The 14,004-nt window shown below is 70.9% G+C and carries 14 protein-coding genes; 10 read left to right on the top strand and 4 right to left on the bottom strand.

The window, feature by feature from the left end:
- Window positions 1-7 precede the first annotated feature (7 nt).
- On the bottom strand, window positions 8-682 hold the full coding sequence (locus ACFY0K_RS11245) for an ATP-binding protein (protein WP_390639605.1): 675 nt from the start codon (window positions 680-682) through the stop codon (window positions 8-10).
- 177 nt (window positions 683-859) lie between these two features.
- On the opposite strand from ACFY0K_RS11245, the gene ACFY0K_RS11240 reads away from it, so the two are divergent.
- The 3 genes from ACFY0K_RS11240 to ACFY0K_RS11230 all read left to right on the top strand — a co-directional run bounded on the left by ACFY0K_RS11240 (window position 860) and on the right by ACFY0K_RS11230 (window position 4,896).
- Window positions 860-1,708 carry a helix-turn-helix domain-containing protein gene (locus ACFY0K_RS11240; protein ID WP_390639604.1) on the top strand — a complete coding sequence of 283 codons (849 nt, stop codon included), beginning with the start codon at window positions 860-862 and terminating at the stop codon, window positions 1,706-1,708.
- Window positions 1,705-1,911 carry a DUF397 domain-containing protein gene (locus ACFY0K_RS11235; protein WP_390639603.1) on the top strand — a complete coding sequence of 69 codons (207 nt, stop codon included), beginning with the start codon at window positions 1,705-1,707 and terminating at the stop codon, window positions 1,909-1,911. Before ACFY0K_RS11240 ends, ACFY0K_RS11235 begins: the two co-directional genes overlap by 4 nt.
- A gap of 1,062 nt (window positions 1,912-2,973) precedes the next feature.
- On the top strand, window positions 2,974-4,896 hold the full coding sequence (locus ACFY0K_RS11230) for an N-acetylmuramoyl-L-alanine amidase (protein ID WP_390639601.1): 1,923 nt from the start codon (window positions 2,974-2,976) through the stop codon (window positions 4,894-4,896).
- A gap of 102 nt (window positions 4,897-4,998) precedes the next feature.
- On the opposite strand, the gene ACFY0K_RS11225 is transcribed toward ACFY0K_RS11230, so the two are convergent.
- Window positions 4,999-5,703 carry a Clp protease N-terminal domain-containing protein gene (locus ACFY0K_RS11225; protein ID WP_390639600.1) on the bottom strand — a complete coding sequence of 235 codons (705 nt, stop codon included), beginning with the start codon at window positions 5,701-5,703 and terminating at the stop codon, window positions 4,999-5,001.
- A gap of 96 nt (window positions 5,704-5,799) precedes the next feature.
- Here ACFY0K_RS11225 and ACFY0K_RS11220 point away from each other — a divergent pair, with 96 nt between their 5' ends.
- The gene (locus ACFY0K_RS11220) at window positions 5,800-6,969 is read left to right on the top strand and encodes a serine hydrolase domain-containing protein (protein ID WP_390639599.1); all 1,170 of its coding nucleotides are present in this window, start codon (window positions 5,800-5,802) and stop codon (window positions 6,967-6,969) included.
- 131 nt (window positions 6,970-7,100) lie between these two features.
- On the opposite strand, the gene ACFY0K_RS11215 is transcribed toward ACFY0K_RS11220, so the two are convergent.
- Window positions 7,101-8,024 (bottom strand): SDR family oxidoreductase, encoded by a 924-nt coding sequence (locus tag ACFY0K_RS11215; protein WP_390639598.1) that lies wholly within the window; start codon window positions 8,022-8,024, stop codon window positions 7,101-7,103.
- 146 nt (window positions 8,025-8,170) lie between these two features.
- On the opposite strand from ACFY0K_RS11215, the gene ACFY0K_RS11210 reads away from it, so the two are divergent.
- The 6 genes from ACFY0K_RS11210 (at window position 8,171) to ACFY0K_RS11185 (ending at window position 13,014) form a co-directional block, all read left to right on the top strand.
- Window positions 8,171-8,746: a TetR/AcrR family transcriptional regulator gene (locus tag ACFY0K_RS11210; RefSeq protein ID WP_390639992.1), complete on the top strand. Its 576-nt coding sequence runs from the start codon at window positions 8,171-8,173 to the stop codon at window positions 8,744-8,746.
- 96 nt (window positions 8,747-8,842) lie between these two features.
- Window positions 8,843-9,364, top strand: a complete 522-nt coding sequence (locus tag ACFY0K_RS11205) for a SigE family RNA polymerase sigma factor (protein WP_390639597.1) — start codon at window positions 8,843-8,845, stop codon at window positions 9,362-9,364.
- 30 nt (window positions 9,365-9,394) lie between these two features.
- The gene (locus ACFY0K_RS11200; protein ID WP_390639596.1) at window positions 9,395-10,672 is read left to right on the top strand and encodes a hypothetical protein; all 1,278 of its coding nucleotides are present in this window, start codon (window positions 9,395-9,397) and stop codon (window positions 10,670-10,672) included.
- A 393-nt stretch (window positions 10,673-11,065) separates the two neighbouring features.
- Window positions 11,066-12,397 (top strand): S8 family serine peptidase, encoded by a 1,332-nt coding sequence (locus tag ACFY0K_RS11195; protein WP_390639595.1) that lies wholly within the window; start codon window positions 11,066-11,068, stop codon window positions 12,395-12,397.
- A complete protein-coding gene (locus ACFY0K_RS11190; protein WP_388718301.1) occupies window positions 12,394-12,633 on the top strand; it encodes a hypothetical protein in 240 nt (79 codons plus the stop codon). Before ACFY0K_RS11195 ends, ACFY0K_RS11190 begins: the two co-directional genes overlap by 4 nt.
- A gap of 78 nt (window positions 12,634-12,711) precedes the next feature.
- On the top strand, window positions 12,712-13,014 hold the full coding sequence (locus ACFY0K_RS11185; protein ID WP_388602973.1) for a hypothetical protein: 303 nt from the start codon (window positions 12,712-12,714) through the stop codon (window positions 13,012-13,014).
- 8 nt (window positions 13,015-13,022) lie between these two features.
- On the opposite strand, the gene ACFY0K_RS11180 is transcribed toward ACFY0K_RS11185, so the two are convergent.
- Window positions 13,023-13,979, bottom strand: coding sequence for a GlxA family transcriptional regulator (locus ACFY0K_RS11180; RefSeq protein WP_390639593.1), 957 nt, complete (start codon window positions 13,977-13,979; stop codon window positions 13,023-13,025).
- Between the last annotated feature and the right edge of the window lie 25 nt (window positions 13,980-14,004).

Genomic DNA, 14,004 nt, shown 5'->3' with positions numbered 1-14,004 from the left:
ACGGCCTTCACACGGGCCCACCGATCTCAGCCTCAAAGTGAGTCTGGGCCCGGTCGAGTACGTCGTCGGGGTCATGGCCGTGTGCACGCAGCCAATGCATCACGTCGGTCATGACCGCAACGGCGGCTTCTTCCGCCACCGCCAGACTCAACAGGCCGGCACCTCCGGCCATGCCTCCACCACTCCGCCGCGGCCGAGATCCATACAGTTCGAGGATCGCCGCAGCCCGCATGATGCGAGGACCGTTTGTCGGCCGACAGTCGGCGGAGGCTCCCACCGCGAGCTCACACCACACCACCTTCGTTTCGCCACGAAGGACCACACCCCATCGGTGGTCGGTCACCGCGTCGACCAACGCCATCCCCCGCCCCGACTCCAGGAGATCGCTGGCAGCGAGCAGGGTGGGCAACGCCCGCGGATCGGGATCCTCAACCTCCAAACGCAGATGCGGCCCGTTGACCTCCATGCGCAGCGTCGCGGGTGTGCCCTCGCCGACATGCTGAATGACGTTGGTCGCCAGCTCAGATACGCAAATCTGCGCCATGTCCACGTGATCGCGCAGCCCCCACAGGAGGAGCCGGAGCCTCACCATCCGCCGCAGCTGTGTGACTTCCTTCGGATGGGCAGTGAACTCGTGCCGCCAGGGCTCCCGAGCGACACGCCCGCTTACGTAGATCGCCATTGCTCACCTTCCACACGCACCGTTGCGCACTGGCACTTTCCGATGACTCCCAGTGACAGATTCGCAGCGGGGAATCCCTTCCTGCAACGTGCACGAAGGGATTCCTTCGTTAGGGTGATTGGTCTTTCGCACCTCTTCCGATGGGATGGATGTTCCGCTAACCCACGAGGAGTTGACATGGCCGGATCCCCCACGGCTCGCCGTCGCCGACTTGCGATCGAGCTCAAGCGGCTCCGTGAGGAGAGTGGCCTCACCTGTAGCCAGGTAGGCAAAGAGCTGGACTGGAGCAGCTCCAAGGTGAGTCGCATGGAGACGGGTCAGGGGCGCGTACAAGCCTCGGACGTCGATGCGCTCTGTCGCTTCTACACGACCTCTGAAGAGCTACGCGATCTCCTGAAGTCGCTGGCCAGGGAGTCCAAGACGAAGGGGTGGTGGCACGCCCACGGCGATGCGATCCCGGCCTGGTTCTCCGTGTATGTCGGCCTTGAGCAGGCCGTCTCCAACTTGCGCAGTTACCAAGCAGAGTTCGTTCCAGGCCTACTGCAGACAGCCGAATACGCAGCCGAGCAGTGCCGCGCGTGGGTGGACCACACTCCGGAGGACATTCAGCGCATGGTCGACGTCCGGATGCGCCGTCAGGAGCTACTCACCAGAGAGAGCGCGCCCGACCTATGGACTGTTGTCCACCAGAGCGCGCTGGAGCACATCGTCGGCAGCCGGCAGGTTATGATCCGTCAGCTCGAACGTATGCTGGAAATCGCTAAGTTGAAGAACGTGACCGTTCAGATCCTGCCGTTCGACGCGGGCGCCTACCCCACCACCGGGTCGTACACGATCCTCGGATTCCCAGAGCATGAGGACCCCGACGTGGTCTACCGAGAGGGCCTCACCGATTCGGTCTACCTCGAGGAACGCGAGGACGTGGCCCTCTACGCGAAGGCGTTTGATCATCTCAGGGCCCTGGCACTCAGCCCTCAACGTTCAGCCCTACTGATCACCAGACTCTTGGAGAAGCATTCCCGATGATGCCATCGCCCAGCACACAGTGGCACAGAAGTAGCTACAGCAACGGCATGGGGGGCGAGTGCCTCGAAGTAGCAGCTCTCGCCGAGGCAATCACAGTACGCGACTCCAAGGTCGCCTCGGGACCGCAGCTGATACTGAGCAACGCTGCATGGCAAGGCTTCATAAAGACCCTAGCCCCATTCAGTCAGAAAGCCGCTAGCTAACCGGCTGTCGAGGATCACGGACAATCTCACCGGGCCCGCTGGAGGAAACTGGCATACGCCTCCACCATCTCACCCCTAACCTGACAAAACGCGTAGGCCTGATGCCGCTGGCTACGTCCACCATCCAGTGGAACGATCCCGAGGTCAGGGAAATCCCGACCTTCCAGGTCGAGGGGGTGCTTGAACTTCCGTGATGGGTGCGGGACTTCTACGGGCTGGTGTGCTGAGCTTCGTCGACCAGTCGTACAGACGGTCGTCGAGGCCTTGTACGCAGCGCTCGGCCTGGCGGGGGCGTGAGTACGCGGCGCACCTCTCGTAGCCAATCCATGCCGGTCGATTACCGAGAGCCACCCGCAGTGCATGGGCCAACTCGGCAAGCATGTCGATGCGTAAAGGCTTGCACACGTCGGCTGCTCAGCCGTCGGCTGCAAAGTTGCCCCAACCGCCCGCTTCTTCGGCAGTGTCGTGCTTCCGTGAGCCGAGTAAAGGGCGCTCCCGCTCCGCTGCGCTCCGCGTCCGCGTCGGCTGGCGCCGATCGGCCTTCGGCCGACCCTTGACTCGGCTCACTCCAGCACGGGGAAGAAGCGAGCGGGCGGCTGGGAAGGGCGGGGTGGGCTTGCGTTGGACGGCCCTTGGGTGGGTCGCAGGGGGCCGTTGGCCTGACCTTCTGGAACCGGTTCGCGAGTCACGGGCGTTGCGCGCGTCGGAGGTGTGACCGGCCGTTTCCGGGGACTCCTCGGGCAGGGTTCCGGAGGCTCCGCGGGCAGGGTGTTTAAGACTCCTCGGGCAGGCTTCCGCAGCGTTCCTCGGTTGCCGCGTCCGTGTGGCCGGTGGTGGCCGTCGTTGTGTGGGGTTGTCCTCAGCGCGTTCAAGTGTCGTTTGAGGAGGTTGAGTTGACTCCACTTCTTGCGCAGGGGGATCATCCACTTCCAGGCGTCGACGGACGGGGCTCCGCGTAGGGCGCGGGGCCGAGCGCGTACCGGGTCGGGGGATGTGAACCGATGGCCCGTCGTGTGCATCCTCCAGTCCGCCAATGATCCGCCGAGGTTCGGGGACTTTTTCATGAGCTCAAGCAATTCCAGACGCGGGGACGCCGCGTCGAGGCGTCGTCGGCCGGTTCTGTTGACCGCCGTTGCCGCGCTCGCCGTTGCGGGTGGGGCGGCTGTGCCGGTGCCGGCGCTGGCCGACGGCGGGACCGCGGACAGCGCGACCACGCTGCAGCAGGAGTTCGCGGTCGCCGCCGACGCGTATCACGTGCCGCGGCAGGTGCTGCTGGCGGTGGCGTACGAGGAGTCGGCGTGGGACACGCACGCCGGACAGCACAGCACCGACGGCGGGTTCGGGCCGATGCACCTCACGGACGTGACTCCGGCGATGATGGCCGGCGGCGACGCGGGGGCCGTGGGGCGTGGGGATGTGGCGAAGCTCGCTGCGCAGCCCGCCCTGCACACCGTGCAGGGCGCCGCGAAGCTGACCGGGCTGTCGGTGGAGGAGTTGCGTACCGAGCCGGCGGCCAATATTCGTGGAGGTGCGGCGCTGCTCGCCTCCTACCAGGAGGCGGTGGCCGGTTCGAGGTCGGCGGATCCCGGCAACTGGTACGGGGCCGTGGCCCGTTACAGCCAGGCCGGTGAGCGGCAGGGCGCCGCCGCCTTCGCCGGTCGCGTGTTCGCCGCCATCGAGAAGGGCGTCAGCCGTACCACGGCCGACGGTGAGCAGGTGAGGCTGGCGGCGGACAGCGATGTCGTCGCGCGCAGCGGGCAGTTGAAAGCGCTGGACCTGAAGTCGGCCGCGACCACCGACACCGAGTGCCCGGCCACGGTCGCGTGCACCTTCGTCCCGGCGGCCGCGTCCAACGGGCAGGTCTCCAACCGGCCCGCCAACGGCATCCGGATCGACAGCATCGTCATCCACGACACGGAGTCGTCGTACGACGCCGCCGTCAACTTCTTCACGCAGCCGGGCGGGTCCGCCGCGCACTACGTCATGCGGTCCTCGGACGGCGCGGTGACGCAGATGGTGCCGACGAAGGACCTCGCCTTCCACGCGGGCAACTACTCCACCAACATGCACTCGATCGGCATCGAGCACGAGGGCTACGCCGCGCACGGTGCCACCTGGTACACCGAGGCGCAGTACGAGGCCACGGCCGAGTTGGTCAAGTACCTGGCCGAGCGGTTCGGCATACCTCTGGACCGGCAGCACGTCATCGGCCACGACAACGTCGCCGGGCCGAAGTCGTCCCTCGTCTCCGGCATGCACTGGGACCCGGGCCCGTCCTGGGACTGGAACCACCTGATGAGCCTGCTCGGGGTGCACACCGGGCGGCACGGCGTCGGTCCCGTCGGGTCGGTGGTGACCATCGCACCCCGGTTCGAGGACAACCTGCAGACCGTACAGATCTGTCCCTCCGACGACCCGACCGGCGCCACCACCGCGTGCACCGAGACGCAGCAGCCGTCGGACTTCCTCTACCTGCGCACCGGGCCCAGCGACACGGCGCCGCTGTTCGGGGACCAGGCGCTGCACCCGGGGGCGGCCGGCACCGACCGGATCAACGACTGGGGTGCCATGGCCGCGGCGGGACAGCAGTTCGTGGTCGCCGACCGGGACGGTGACTGGACCGCGATCTGGTACGGCGGCTCGAAGGTGTGGTTCTACAATCCGCACGGCTGCAACACCGCGCCCGCCCACGGCGTGAAGGTGATCTCGGCGGCCGGCGACGCGCCGGTGGCGGTGTACGGCTCCAGCTACCCGGACGCCTCCGAGTACCCGGCCGGTCTGTCTCCGTCGACGCAAGCCCCGCTGAGCATGTACACCGTCCCGGCCGGTCAGGCGTACGTGGCCACGACGGCGCCGTCGCTCACGGACGACTTCTTCCCGTCCAGCGGCAGGGTCGTCACCGGCGCCAAGGCGATGTACACCGTCCAGTACAACCACCGGGTCGCCCTGGTCTACGCCGCGGACGTCACGGCGACGGACGGCTGACCGCACACCCGCACACCCGCACACCCGCACACCCGCACACCCGCACACGCACGAGCATGTGGTGCCCAGGAGGTCCGTACCGGCCTCCTGGGCACCGTTCGTTCAGCGGTCGCCGTGCGCGGCGAGCCGCCTGGTGATCTCGGTCCTGACGGTCTCGTGCAGTTCCTCCGGCGTGAAGCCGAGGTTGCGGAGGATCCGGGCGGCCGTGCTGTCCGGGACGCGGATCAGGCCGAGGAGGGTGTGTTCCGTGCCGATCCAGTCGTGGCCGAGGTCGGCGGATGCGCGGCGGGCCTGGCCGATGGCCTCCTTGCTCTCCTCCCGGAACGGGATGTGGCCGCGCAGCGTCTTCTCGCCGGCCGGCGGCAGCGCCTCCTGGATCGCGTCGCGGACGCGTTGTTCCGACCCGGTCTTCGCGACCAGCACCTCGTACGCCAGGCCGCGCGGTTCGCCGAGCAGGCCGAGCAGGAGGTGTTCGGTGCCGATGGAGTCGTGCCTGTGCGTACGTGCGGCCTCCTGGGCCAGCACGATGCCGTGCCGGTTCAGGTTGGTGAACCGCTCGAACGCGGCGGGTGTGTGGCGTTGCTGGGCGGCCTGTTTGGAGACCCCGATGGCGTCGCCGATCTCGGTCCAGGACGCGCCGCTCTGCTTGGCCTTGCTGACGTAGTGGTCGATGAGCTGGTCACCGAGGTCGGACAGGGTCTGGGCGCGCAGTCGCGCCTCGCTGACGCGGGCCAGTTCGCCGGCTTCGGGGAGTTCCTCGTCGAGTCGGGCGATCAGGTCGGCAAGACTGATGTCGAGTGGGCTCATGCGTCAACTTTACATTGACGACGCCTCGCCGTCAACTTGTAATTGACGACGCTCGTTTCGGGACCGCACGAACCGAACCCGGTGCAGGATGAGGGGATGACGACCATCCACGGGGAAGTGGCCGACGGGTTCGAAGGTGTGCGGGAGGCGTTCCGCACCAACTTTGAGGAGCGGGGGGATGTGGGGGCCGCCGTGTGCGTGTACCGGGACGGGCGGCCGGTGGTGGATCTGTGGGGCGGGGTGGCGGATCCGGAGACCGGGCGGGAGTGGGAGCGGGACACCGTGCAGCTGGTGTACTCCGCGACCAAGGGGGTCACCGCGACCGTGGCCCATCTGCTCGCTCAGCGCGGGGAGTTGGACCTCGACGCTCCGGTGGCCGACTACTGGCCGGAGTTCGGGGCGGCGGGGAAGGCGGGGATCCCGGTGCGGTGGTTGCTGTCGCACCGGGCCGGGGTGGTCACGGTGCAGCCGCCCGTGCCTTTGGCGGACGCGTTGCGCTGGCAGCCGATGGCCGACGCGCTCGCCGCGCAGCGGCCGGAGTGGGAGCCGGGGACCGCGCACGGCTACCACGGGCGGACCTTCGGGTGGCTGGTCGGGGAGGTCGTACGGCGGGTCTCCGGGCGCACTCCGGGGCGGTTCTTCGCGGAGGAGGTCGCCGGGCCCCTGGGCCTCGACTTCTTCATCGGGCTGCCGGCGGCCGAGCGCGGGCGGGTCAGCCGGATGGTGTACCCGAAGCCGGAGGTCGATCTCAGCACCGTACCGCTGGACCTCGTGCCGCCGGAGGCGCGGGAGTTCGTCGCCGCGCTGCAGGATCCCGAGTCGCTGAGCAACCGGGCGTTCACCGTCACCGACCCCGCCGAGATCGACTTCAACTCGGCCGAGGTGCAGGCCGCGGAGCTGCCCGCCTCCAACGGGATCGGCACCGCGCGGAGCCTCGCGCGGATGTACGCGGCGCTGATCGGGGAGGTGGACGGGATACGGCTGTTCAGTCCCGAGACGCTCGCGTCGGCGACCGCGGAGCAGGCCGGCGGGGTGGACAAGGTCATCATGTTCCCGGTCCGGTTCGCCTCCGGGTACATGCTGCCCGTCGAGACCAACCCGCTCACCGGCCCCCGCGCCTTCGGGCATCCCGGACGCGGCGGCTCGCTGGGCTTCGCCGACCCCGAGCACGGCATCGCCTTCGGGTACGTCATGAACAGCATCGTCGAGGGCGCGGAGGACACGCGGGCGTCGGCGCTCGTCGAGGCGGTGCGGGCCGCGTTGTGAGCGGGTGAGTTCGGCGGCGGGGGGAGCGGGCGCGGCGGGGGGAGCGGGCGCGGCGGGGGGAGCGGGCGCGGCGGGGGGAAGTGCCCTGGCCGCACACGGAATCTCGTGCGGCCAGGGCACCTTCCGCCCGCCTACCGGAACGCCGGCAGGTTGCGCCCGACCCACCCCGCGAACCCGCCCGCCGGGCGGCCCAGCACCGTCGCCACGTCCGTGCTGACCCTCGACTCCGCCGGAAGCGGTGCGCCGAGGACGTCCAGCGTCCCCTCGACCGCCTCCTCCGGCATGAAGCGGGCCATGGCCGCGCGGGCCTCCTCGCGAGAGAGCTCCACGAACGTCACCTCCTCGCCCAGCGCCGCGGAGATGACCGCCGCCTGCTGACGCGGGCTGACCGGCTCCGGGCCGGTCAGCTCGTAGACGCGGCCCCCCTGACCGCCCGCACCGCCCGCGCCGCCGATGCCGCCCGCACCGCCCGCGCCGCCGATGCCGCCCGCGCGGAGCGCCGCCGCCGCCACCGCCGCGATGTCCGCCGGGTCGACGACCGGGAGGGCCACGTCGGCGAAGGGGGCGAAGACCGTGCGCTTGGCGCGGATCGTGTCGGCCCAGGCGAGGGCGTTGGAGGCGAAGCCGCCGGGGCGCAGGATCGTGGAGTCGAGGCCCGACGCGCGCACCGCCGCCTCGAACTCGCGCAGGCGGGCATGCGAGGGGGCCTCCGGGCGGGTCGCGCTGACCTGGGAGGAGACCAGGACGACGCGTTCGACGCCGGCGTCCGCGGCCGCCCGGAGCAGCAGCTTCGGGTCCTCGCCGAAGGCGTTGAGTTCGCCGCCCAGGACGATGAACAGGGCCGACGCCCCGGTCAGCGGCGCCCGCATGCTCGCGGTGTCCCCGACATGGCCCTCGGCCCACCGGACGGCGGACACGCCGGGAGCGACGGCGGCCGAGGCCTGCCGGGGGTGACGGGGACGCCGGGACACCGCCACCACCTCCTCGCCCGCCTCGGTCAGCAGGTCCACCAGCGTCCGGCCGATGTTGCCGGTCGCGCCCGTCACTGTGATCATCGGTTCCCCCTGCGAGTTAGTTAGCTGACTGACTTAGTCGGCTGGCTCAGACGCTAGCACGGCCGACTCCCCCGCTGTCTATAGTTAGTTGGGTGACCAACTCAGTGGACCGGCGCGTACGGGCGTCGCAGAAGCGGCAGCGGCTGATGGCGGCGGCCGCCCGGGTCCTGCACGAGCAGGGCGTCGAGCGCACCACCCTCGCGGACATCGCGCGGGAGGCCGACGTCCCGGTCGGGAACGTCTACTACTACTTCAAGACCAAGGACGAACTGGTCCGGGCCGCGCTCGGCGAACACACCGCTCACCTCGACGAACTCACGGCCCGCCTCGACCGGTTGCCCGACCCGCGCGACCGGCTCAAGGCGCTGGTCGAGGCCTGGGTCGAGCAGCGTGAGGTCGCCGCCCGGTACGGCTGCCCCACCGGCACCCTGGCCGCCGAGCTCGGCAAGCGCACCGACGGGTCCCTCGACGCCGAGGCCGGCGCGGTGATCCGGCGGCTGCTCGACTGGGCGGCGCGCCAGTTCCGCGAGATGCGGCTGTCCGGTGCGGACGGGGCGGACGGCGCGGACGGCGCGGACGAACCGTACGACCCGGACGACCTGGCCGTCACCCTCGTCTCCGGCTACCAGGGCATGTCACTGCTGGCCAACGCCCTGCGCGACCCGGACGTCATGACCCGCGAGGGCGCCCGGCTCGCCGGCTGGCTCGACTCGCTCCGGTGAGCCTCCCTGAGAATCCTTTGAAACATTTACCCCGGCCCACCGCATCAATGAGGTGGAACGGCAGAGCGCCGGAGCCGGGGACGGGGGAGCTTGCGGATGAGTCAGAGGGCCGGCGAGGACTACGCCGAGTTCGCCGCGGCGCGGGCCGGGCATCTGTACCGGTCCGCCTGTCTGCTCACCGCCGGGGACACCCACCTCGCCGAGGACCTGGTGCAGGAGGCCCTTGGGCGGATCTACGTCCGCTGGGGCCGGGTCTCCCGCGCCGAGAACCCCGCCGGGTACGCGCAGACCGTCCTCACCCGGACCTTCCTCGCCCACCGGCGGCGGTTCAGCAGCAGGGAGCGGGCCAGGGACTCGTTCCCCGAACTGGCCGACACCCGTGCCGATCCCGACGGTGCCGATCCCTCGCTGCGGCTGACCCTGCTCGACGCGCTGGCGCGGCTGCCGGCCAAGGACCGGGCCGTGGTCGTGCTGCGGTACTGGGAGGACCGGTCGGTGCACGAGGCCGCGGACGCGCTCAACATGAGCTCGGCCGCGGTCCGTACGCGGTGCGTGCGCGCCCTCGGGCGGTTGCGCGAGCTGCTGGGCGAGGACCTCGCCGAGTACGCCCGCCCCTGACATCAACCTTTGTGGAGACGGTGGTTCGTCATGCCCGTGGAGCGGCAGTACAACGACAGTGACAGCAGCGGTGAGCGCGCCTTCGAGGTGCGGCTCTCCGCCGCCCTGCACGACGCCGGTGACACCTTCGAGGCCGACCGGGGCGCGCTGGCGGCCGGCGGTACGGTGCGGGGGCGGCGGCTACGGCTGTGGCGGCGGACGACCGTGTTGGGCGGCGCGGCCGGCGTCGCGCTCGCCGGGGTCGGCGGGGCGCTGCTGGTGCCCCGGATCGGGTCGCCGTCCGGACAGCCTCCCGCCGCCGTGAGCACCACCCCGCGCCCCGCCGCCTCCCCCACCGCCCGCGCCGTCACCTCGGACGACATGATCAGCATGCTGGAGAAGCTGCTGCCCGAGGGGAAGTTCGCCAAGGCGGAGGGGCGGGGTGTCGACGTGAGCGAGCCGCTCGCGGCGCCGTACGCGCAGGTCGTGTTCGACGACGGGCACGGCCCCGGCGCCATCAGCGTCGCCGTGAACCGGGTGCTGCCGGGCGGGTCCGACGCCCGGCAGGCCGTGCAGTGCCCGGACAAGATCTACACGCCGTACGACGGTTGCGTCACCCGCCATCTGCCCGACGCGTCCGTCGTCACCGTCGTCAAGGGGTACGAGTATCCCGACCGGCGGGTGGACACCAAGCTCTGGACGGCGAACCTCGTCACCCCGGACGGCCATCACGTGTCCGTCAGCGAGTGGAACGCCGCCGCCGAGAAGGACGCGCCGATCAGCCGGGCCGAACCGCCGTTGTCCGTCGACCAGTTGACGGCGCTGGCTGCCGCGAGGGAGTGGCGGGGGGTCGTCGACGCCATTCCGGAGGACCCCCGGCAGACCCAGGAACCGCCCGTGGTGCAGGGGGACGGCAGGCCGATTCTGAGGACCCTCACCTCGCTCGCCCCCAAGGGGCTGAAGGTGGTCGCGCACGGGAGCGATGACGACAGCGAGTTCAGCTACGTCGTGGTCGACGACGGCAAGGGGCGGAGTCTCGTCCAGGTCAACGTGCAGCCGGACATGTCCGACGTCGCGAAACAGCTGTTCGGGTCCGGGTCCGAGACCCTTCCCGACGGGACCAGGGTCGCCGAGCGGAAGCAGCCCGGTGAGAAGGGCGGCGCCGGTGTCGTCATGTGGACCGTCGACACCATGCGCACCGACGGCTTCCGCGTGGTGATCAGCGCGTTCAACTCGGGCTCGCAGCAGAGCACCGCGACCCGCACCGCCCCGGCCCTGACCATGAAGCAGCTGCGCGCCGTCGCGCTCAGCCCCAAGTGGCGGTCGTAGATCGTGGGTGTCGCGTCCTGACCTGAGCGGTCGTCGCCGCCGTGGTTGACGGAGGCGACCTGGCCCCCTGCTTCGGCCTTCTCCTTTTCCCTCATCGCGAGTTCAACCAAGTCACGGGCTCCAGGAGTTGCGCGTCCTCGCAGGTGGCGAGAGCGTGGAGAAGGAGGGGCGCGTGTGGTACCGGCCGTCGTACGGGGGCGAGGCGACTGTCCGGTACACGGCGGATCCGCCCCCACGCACATCGGGTCATCGGTACACGGCAGATCCACCCCGCACGTCGAACCTGACCGCGCATCGGTGACGCGTGTCCGCATCCTGACGAACGGCGGGTGCACGGACACCGGGCACCCGCCGGAGAGCAGGAGACAGCACAGCGCGGAAAGGCAGAAGGCCATGGCTAACGGGTCCTTGGGAGGCTTTCCCGGCAGCGAGCCGCCGGGCCGGGCCGGGAACCCCACTCAGCGAAACGCGGAATACACCGGGCGGTACGTCGTCCTGCTCGACCAGTCCGATCCCGAGCGCGGGATGAACGCCCTGCGCTCCTCCGCCGGCATCGCGTCCGTCGAACGGGTCGCCGGGGCGGAGTCGGCGAGCGCGGTCGAACTGCTCTCCCGTCCCGAGACCTCGGTGCTCTTCGACGAACTCGCGGTCGCCGTCGTCGACGCGCAGCCCGACCAGCGGCATGCGCTGGTGACCGCGGCGGAGGCGGAGCCGCTGGTCATCGCCGCGGAGCCGGAGCGCGTGGTGTACGCGACCGCGATCACCGCGGCCCAGCAGACACTGACCGGGTTCTTCCCGGCGTACCGCAGCGACGAGGCGGAGATACGGCGGTTCACGCGGGCCGAGATCGCCGCCCAGCTCGGCCCGGCCTGGGACGAGTCCGACGTGACCTGGGGACTCCAGGCCGTGCGCGCGCACCTGTCCGGACAGACCGGGCAGGGCGTGAAGATCGCCGTACTCGACACCGGAGTGGACACCAACCATCCCGACCTGGCCGGCTGCCTGGAGGAGACCGCCTCCTTCGTGCCCGGTCAGAGCGTGGCGGACGGCCACGGTCACGGCACCCACTGCATCGGCACGGTGGCCGGTCCCGCCCAGCCGCACCAGGGGCCCCGCTACGGCATCGCGGGCGGGGCACGGGTCCTCGCCGGCAAGGTGCTGAACAACCAGGGCTCCGGCAGCGACGGCCAGATCCTGGCCGGCATGGCCTGGGCGATCGCGCACGGCGCACGGGCGATCTCGATGTCCCTCGGGGCCGCGGTGCAGCCCGGGGAGCCGTTCCCGCAGACGTACGAGAACATCGCGCAACGGGCCCTGCGGCTCGGCTCGGTGATCGTCGCCGCGGCCGGCAACGAGAGCCACCGGCCCGGTGACATCGAGCCGGTGGACCGGCCCGCCAACTGCCCGTCCATCCTCGCGGTGGGCGCGGTCGACAAGGCGCTGGCCGCCGCCTGGTTCTCGTGTGGCGCGATCAACGGCCAGGGCGGTGAGGTCGACATCGCCGCACCGGGCGTGGACATCATCTCGGCCGCGCCGGGCGGCGGGCGCCAGACGATGTCCGGCACCAGCATGGCCACGCCCCACGTCGCCGGCGCCCTGGCCCTCTTCGGCCAGGCGCACCCGAACGCCACGGCGGCCGAGCTGAAAGACCTGCTGCTGTCGGCCGCCTACCCGTTGTCGCAGCGTCCCGGTGACATCGGCAGCGGCCTGCTGCAGGTCCCGTGACCGAGGCACAGGGTTCCGCGAAGCCGGTCGGGGTCGTCGTCTCCGTCGATCCCGACCGGTTCGCCGAGGTGGTGGCGAGGCTGCGACACGCCGGACTCACCGTCACCGGGGAGCAGCCGCTGCTGGGCGCCCTGACGGGCACCGTCCCCGGCGAGGACCTCATCCCGGCGCTGGCGGCCCTGGACGGCGTCGACTCCGTCGACCGGGAGGTCACCTACCGAGCCGAGGAGAGTTGATGCCGGGCGACTCAGGTCCGCTCGGCGCACCCGTCTCCGCGTTAGCCTCGGAAGATCCAGGCAGAGACAGGAGACAGCATGGCCAGGGTTCCCAGTTCGGTGATCGCCGCGGGCGGGCTCGTCGGAGGGTACGGCGTCGCACGCTGGACCAGGAAGCGGCCGCTGGGCGGCGCCGTGCTGGCCGTCGCCGGGGCCGCGGCCGCGCAGCAGTGGCGGCAACAGGCGGGCGGGAAGGCGGCCGGGGCACTGTCCGCCGCGTACGTCGCCGCGTTCGCCGGGTCGCATCCGCTGGCCAAGAAGGTCGGCGCCTGGCCGTCGGTGCTCGGGGTGGCGGGTGCGGTGGCGCTGGCGTCCTGGGCCGTGGCGGACCGGCGGGCCTGAGCCCGGCGTTAGACGTCCGAAGCGCGGAACGCACGGCGGTAGGCCTGCGGGCTGGTGCCGACCACTCTCCTGAAGCGTTCGCGGAACGCCGTCGGGGAGCCGAAGCCCGACTGGCTCGCGATGCGTTCCACGGGGTGGGCGGTGGTCTCGAGCAGGTGCTGGGCCCTGCGCACCCGCGCCCGGTGCAGCCACTGCAGCGGGGTCGTGCCGGTCTGCTCGCGGAAGCGGCGGTTGAGGGTGCGGGTGCTCATGCCGGCCTGTGCCGCGACCTCGTCCAGGGTCAGGTCGCGGTCGCAGTTGTCCTCCAGCCAGGCCAACAGCGGCTCCAGGGTCGCGCCGGCCGGGGCCGGTGGCTGGTCGTGGACGATGAACTGGGCCTGACCGCCCTCCCGTTCCAGCGGCATGACCGACATCCGGGCGGTGTGCGCGGCGACCGCCGAGCCGTAGTCCTTGCGGACCATGTGCAGGCACATGTCCATCGCCGCGGCCGCGCCCGCCGAGGTCAGGAACTGGCCGTTGTCGACGTACAGGACGTTCGGGTCGACGTCGACGCCCGGGTGCAGCGCGGCCAGGGCGTCGGCCGCCGCCCAGTGCGTGGTGGCGCGCAGGCCGTCGAGCAGGCCGGTGGCCGCGAGGACGAACGCCCCGACGCAGACCGACGCGATCCGCGTGCCGTTCGCCGCCGCGGCGTGCAGGGCCTCGGCGACCTCGGGCGGCAGCGCGGGCGCGGGGTCCGCGACGCCCGGCACGATGATCGTGTCCGCCTCGGCCAGCGCGTCCAGCCCGTACGGCGCCTTCACCGTGAACGCGCCGCCCGCCGCGGTCACCTCGTCCGCGGGCCCGCACACCCGCACCCGGTAGGCGTCCCGGCCGTCGGGCAGCCGGGCCCAGCCGAAGGTGTCGATCGGCACGGTGAAGTCGGACGGGATGACCTGGTCCAGGACGAGGACGGCGACGGTGTGCATGGCAGGAACGTAGCCGTTCGACGGG

The sequence above is a fragment of the Streptomyces sp. NPDC001507 genome (assembly GCF_042894765.1).
GTDB lineage: Bacteria > Actinomycetota > Actinomycetes > Streptomycetales > Streptomycetaceae > Streptomyces.
The sequence above is the reverse complement of the archived record's forward strand: the minus strand, read 5'-3'. Positions and strand labels throughout refer to the sequence as shown.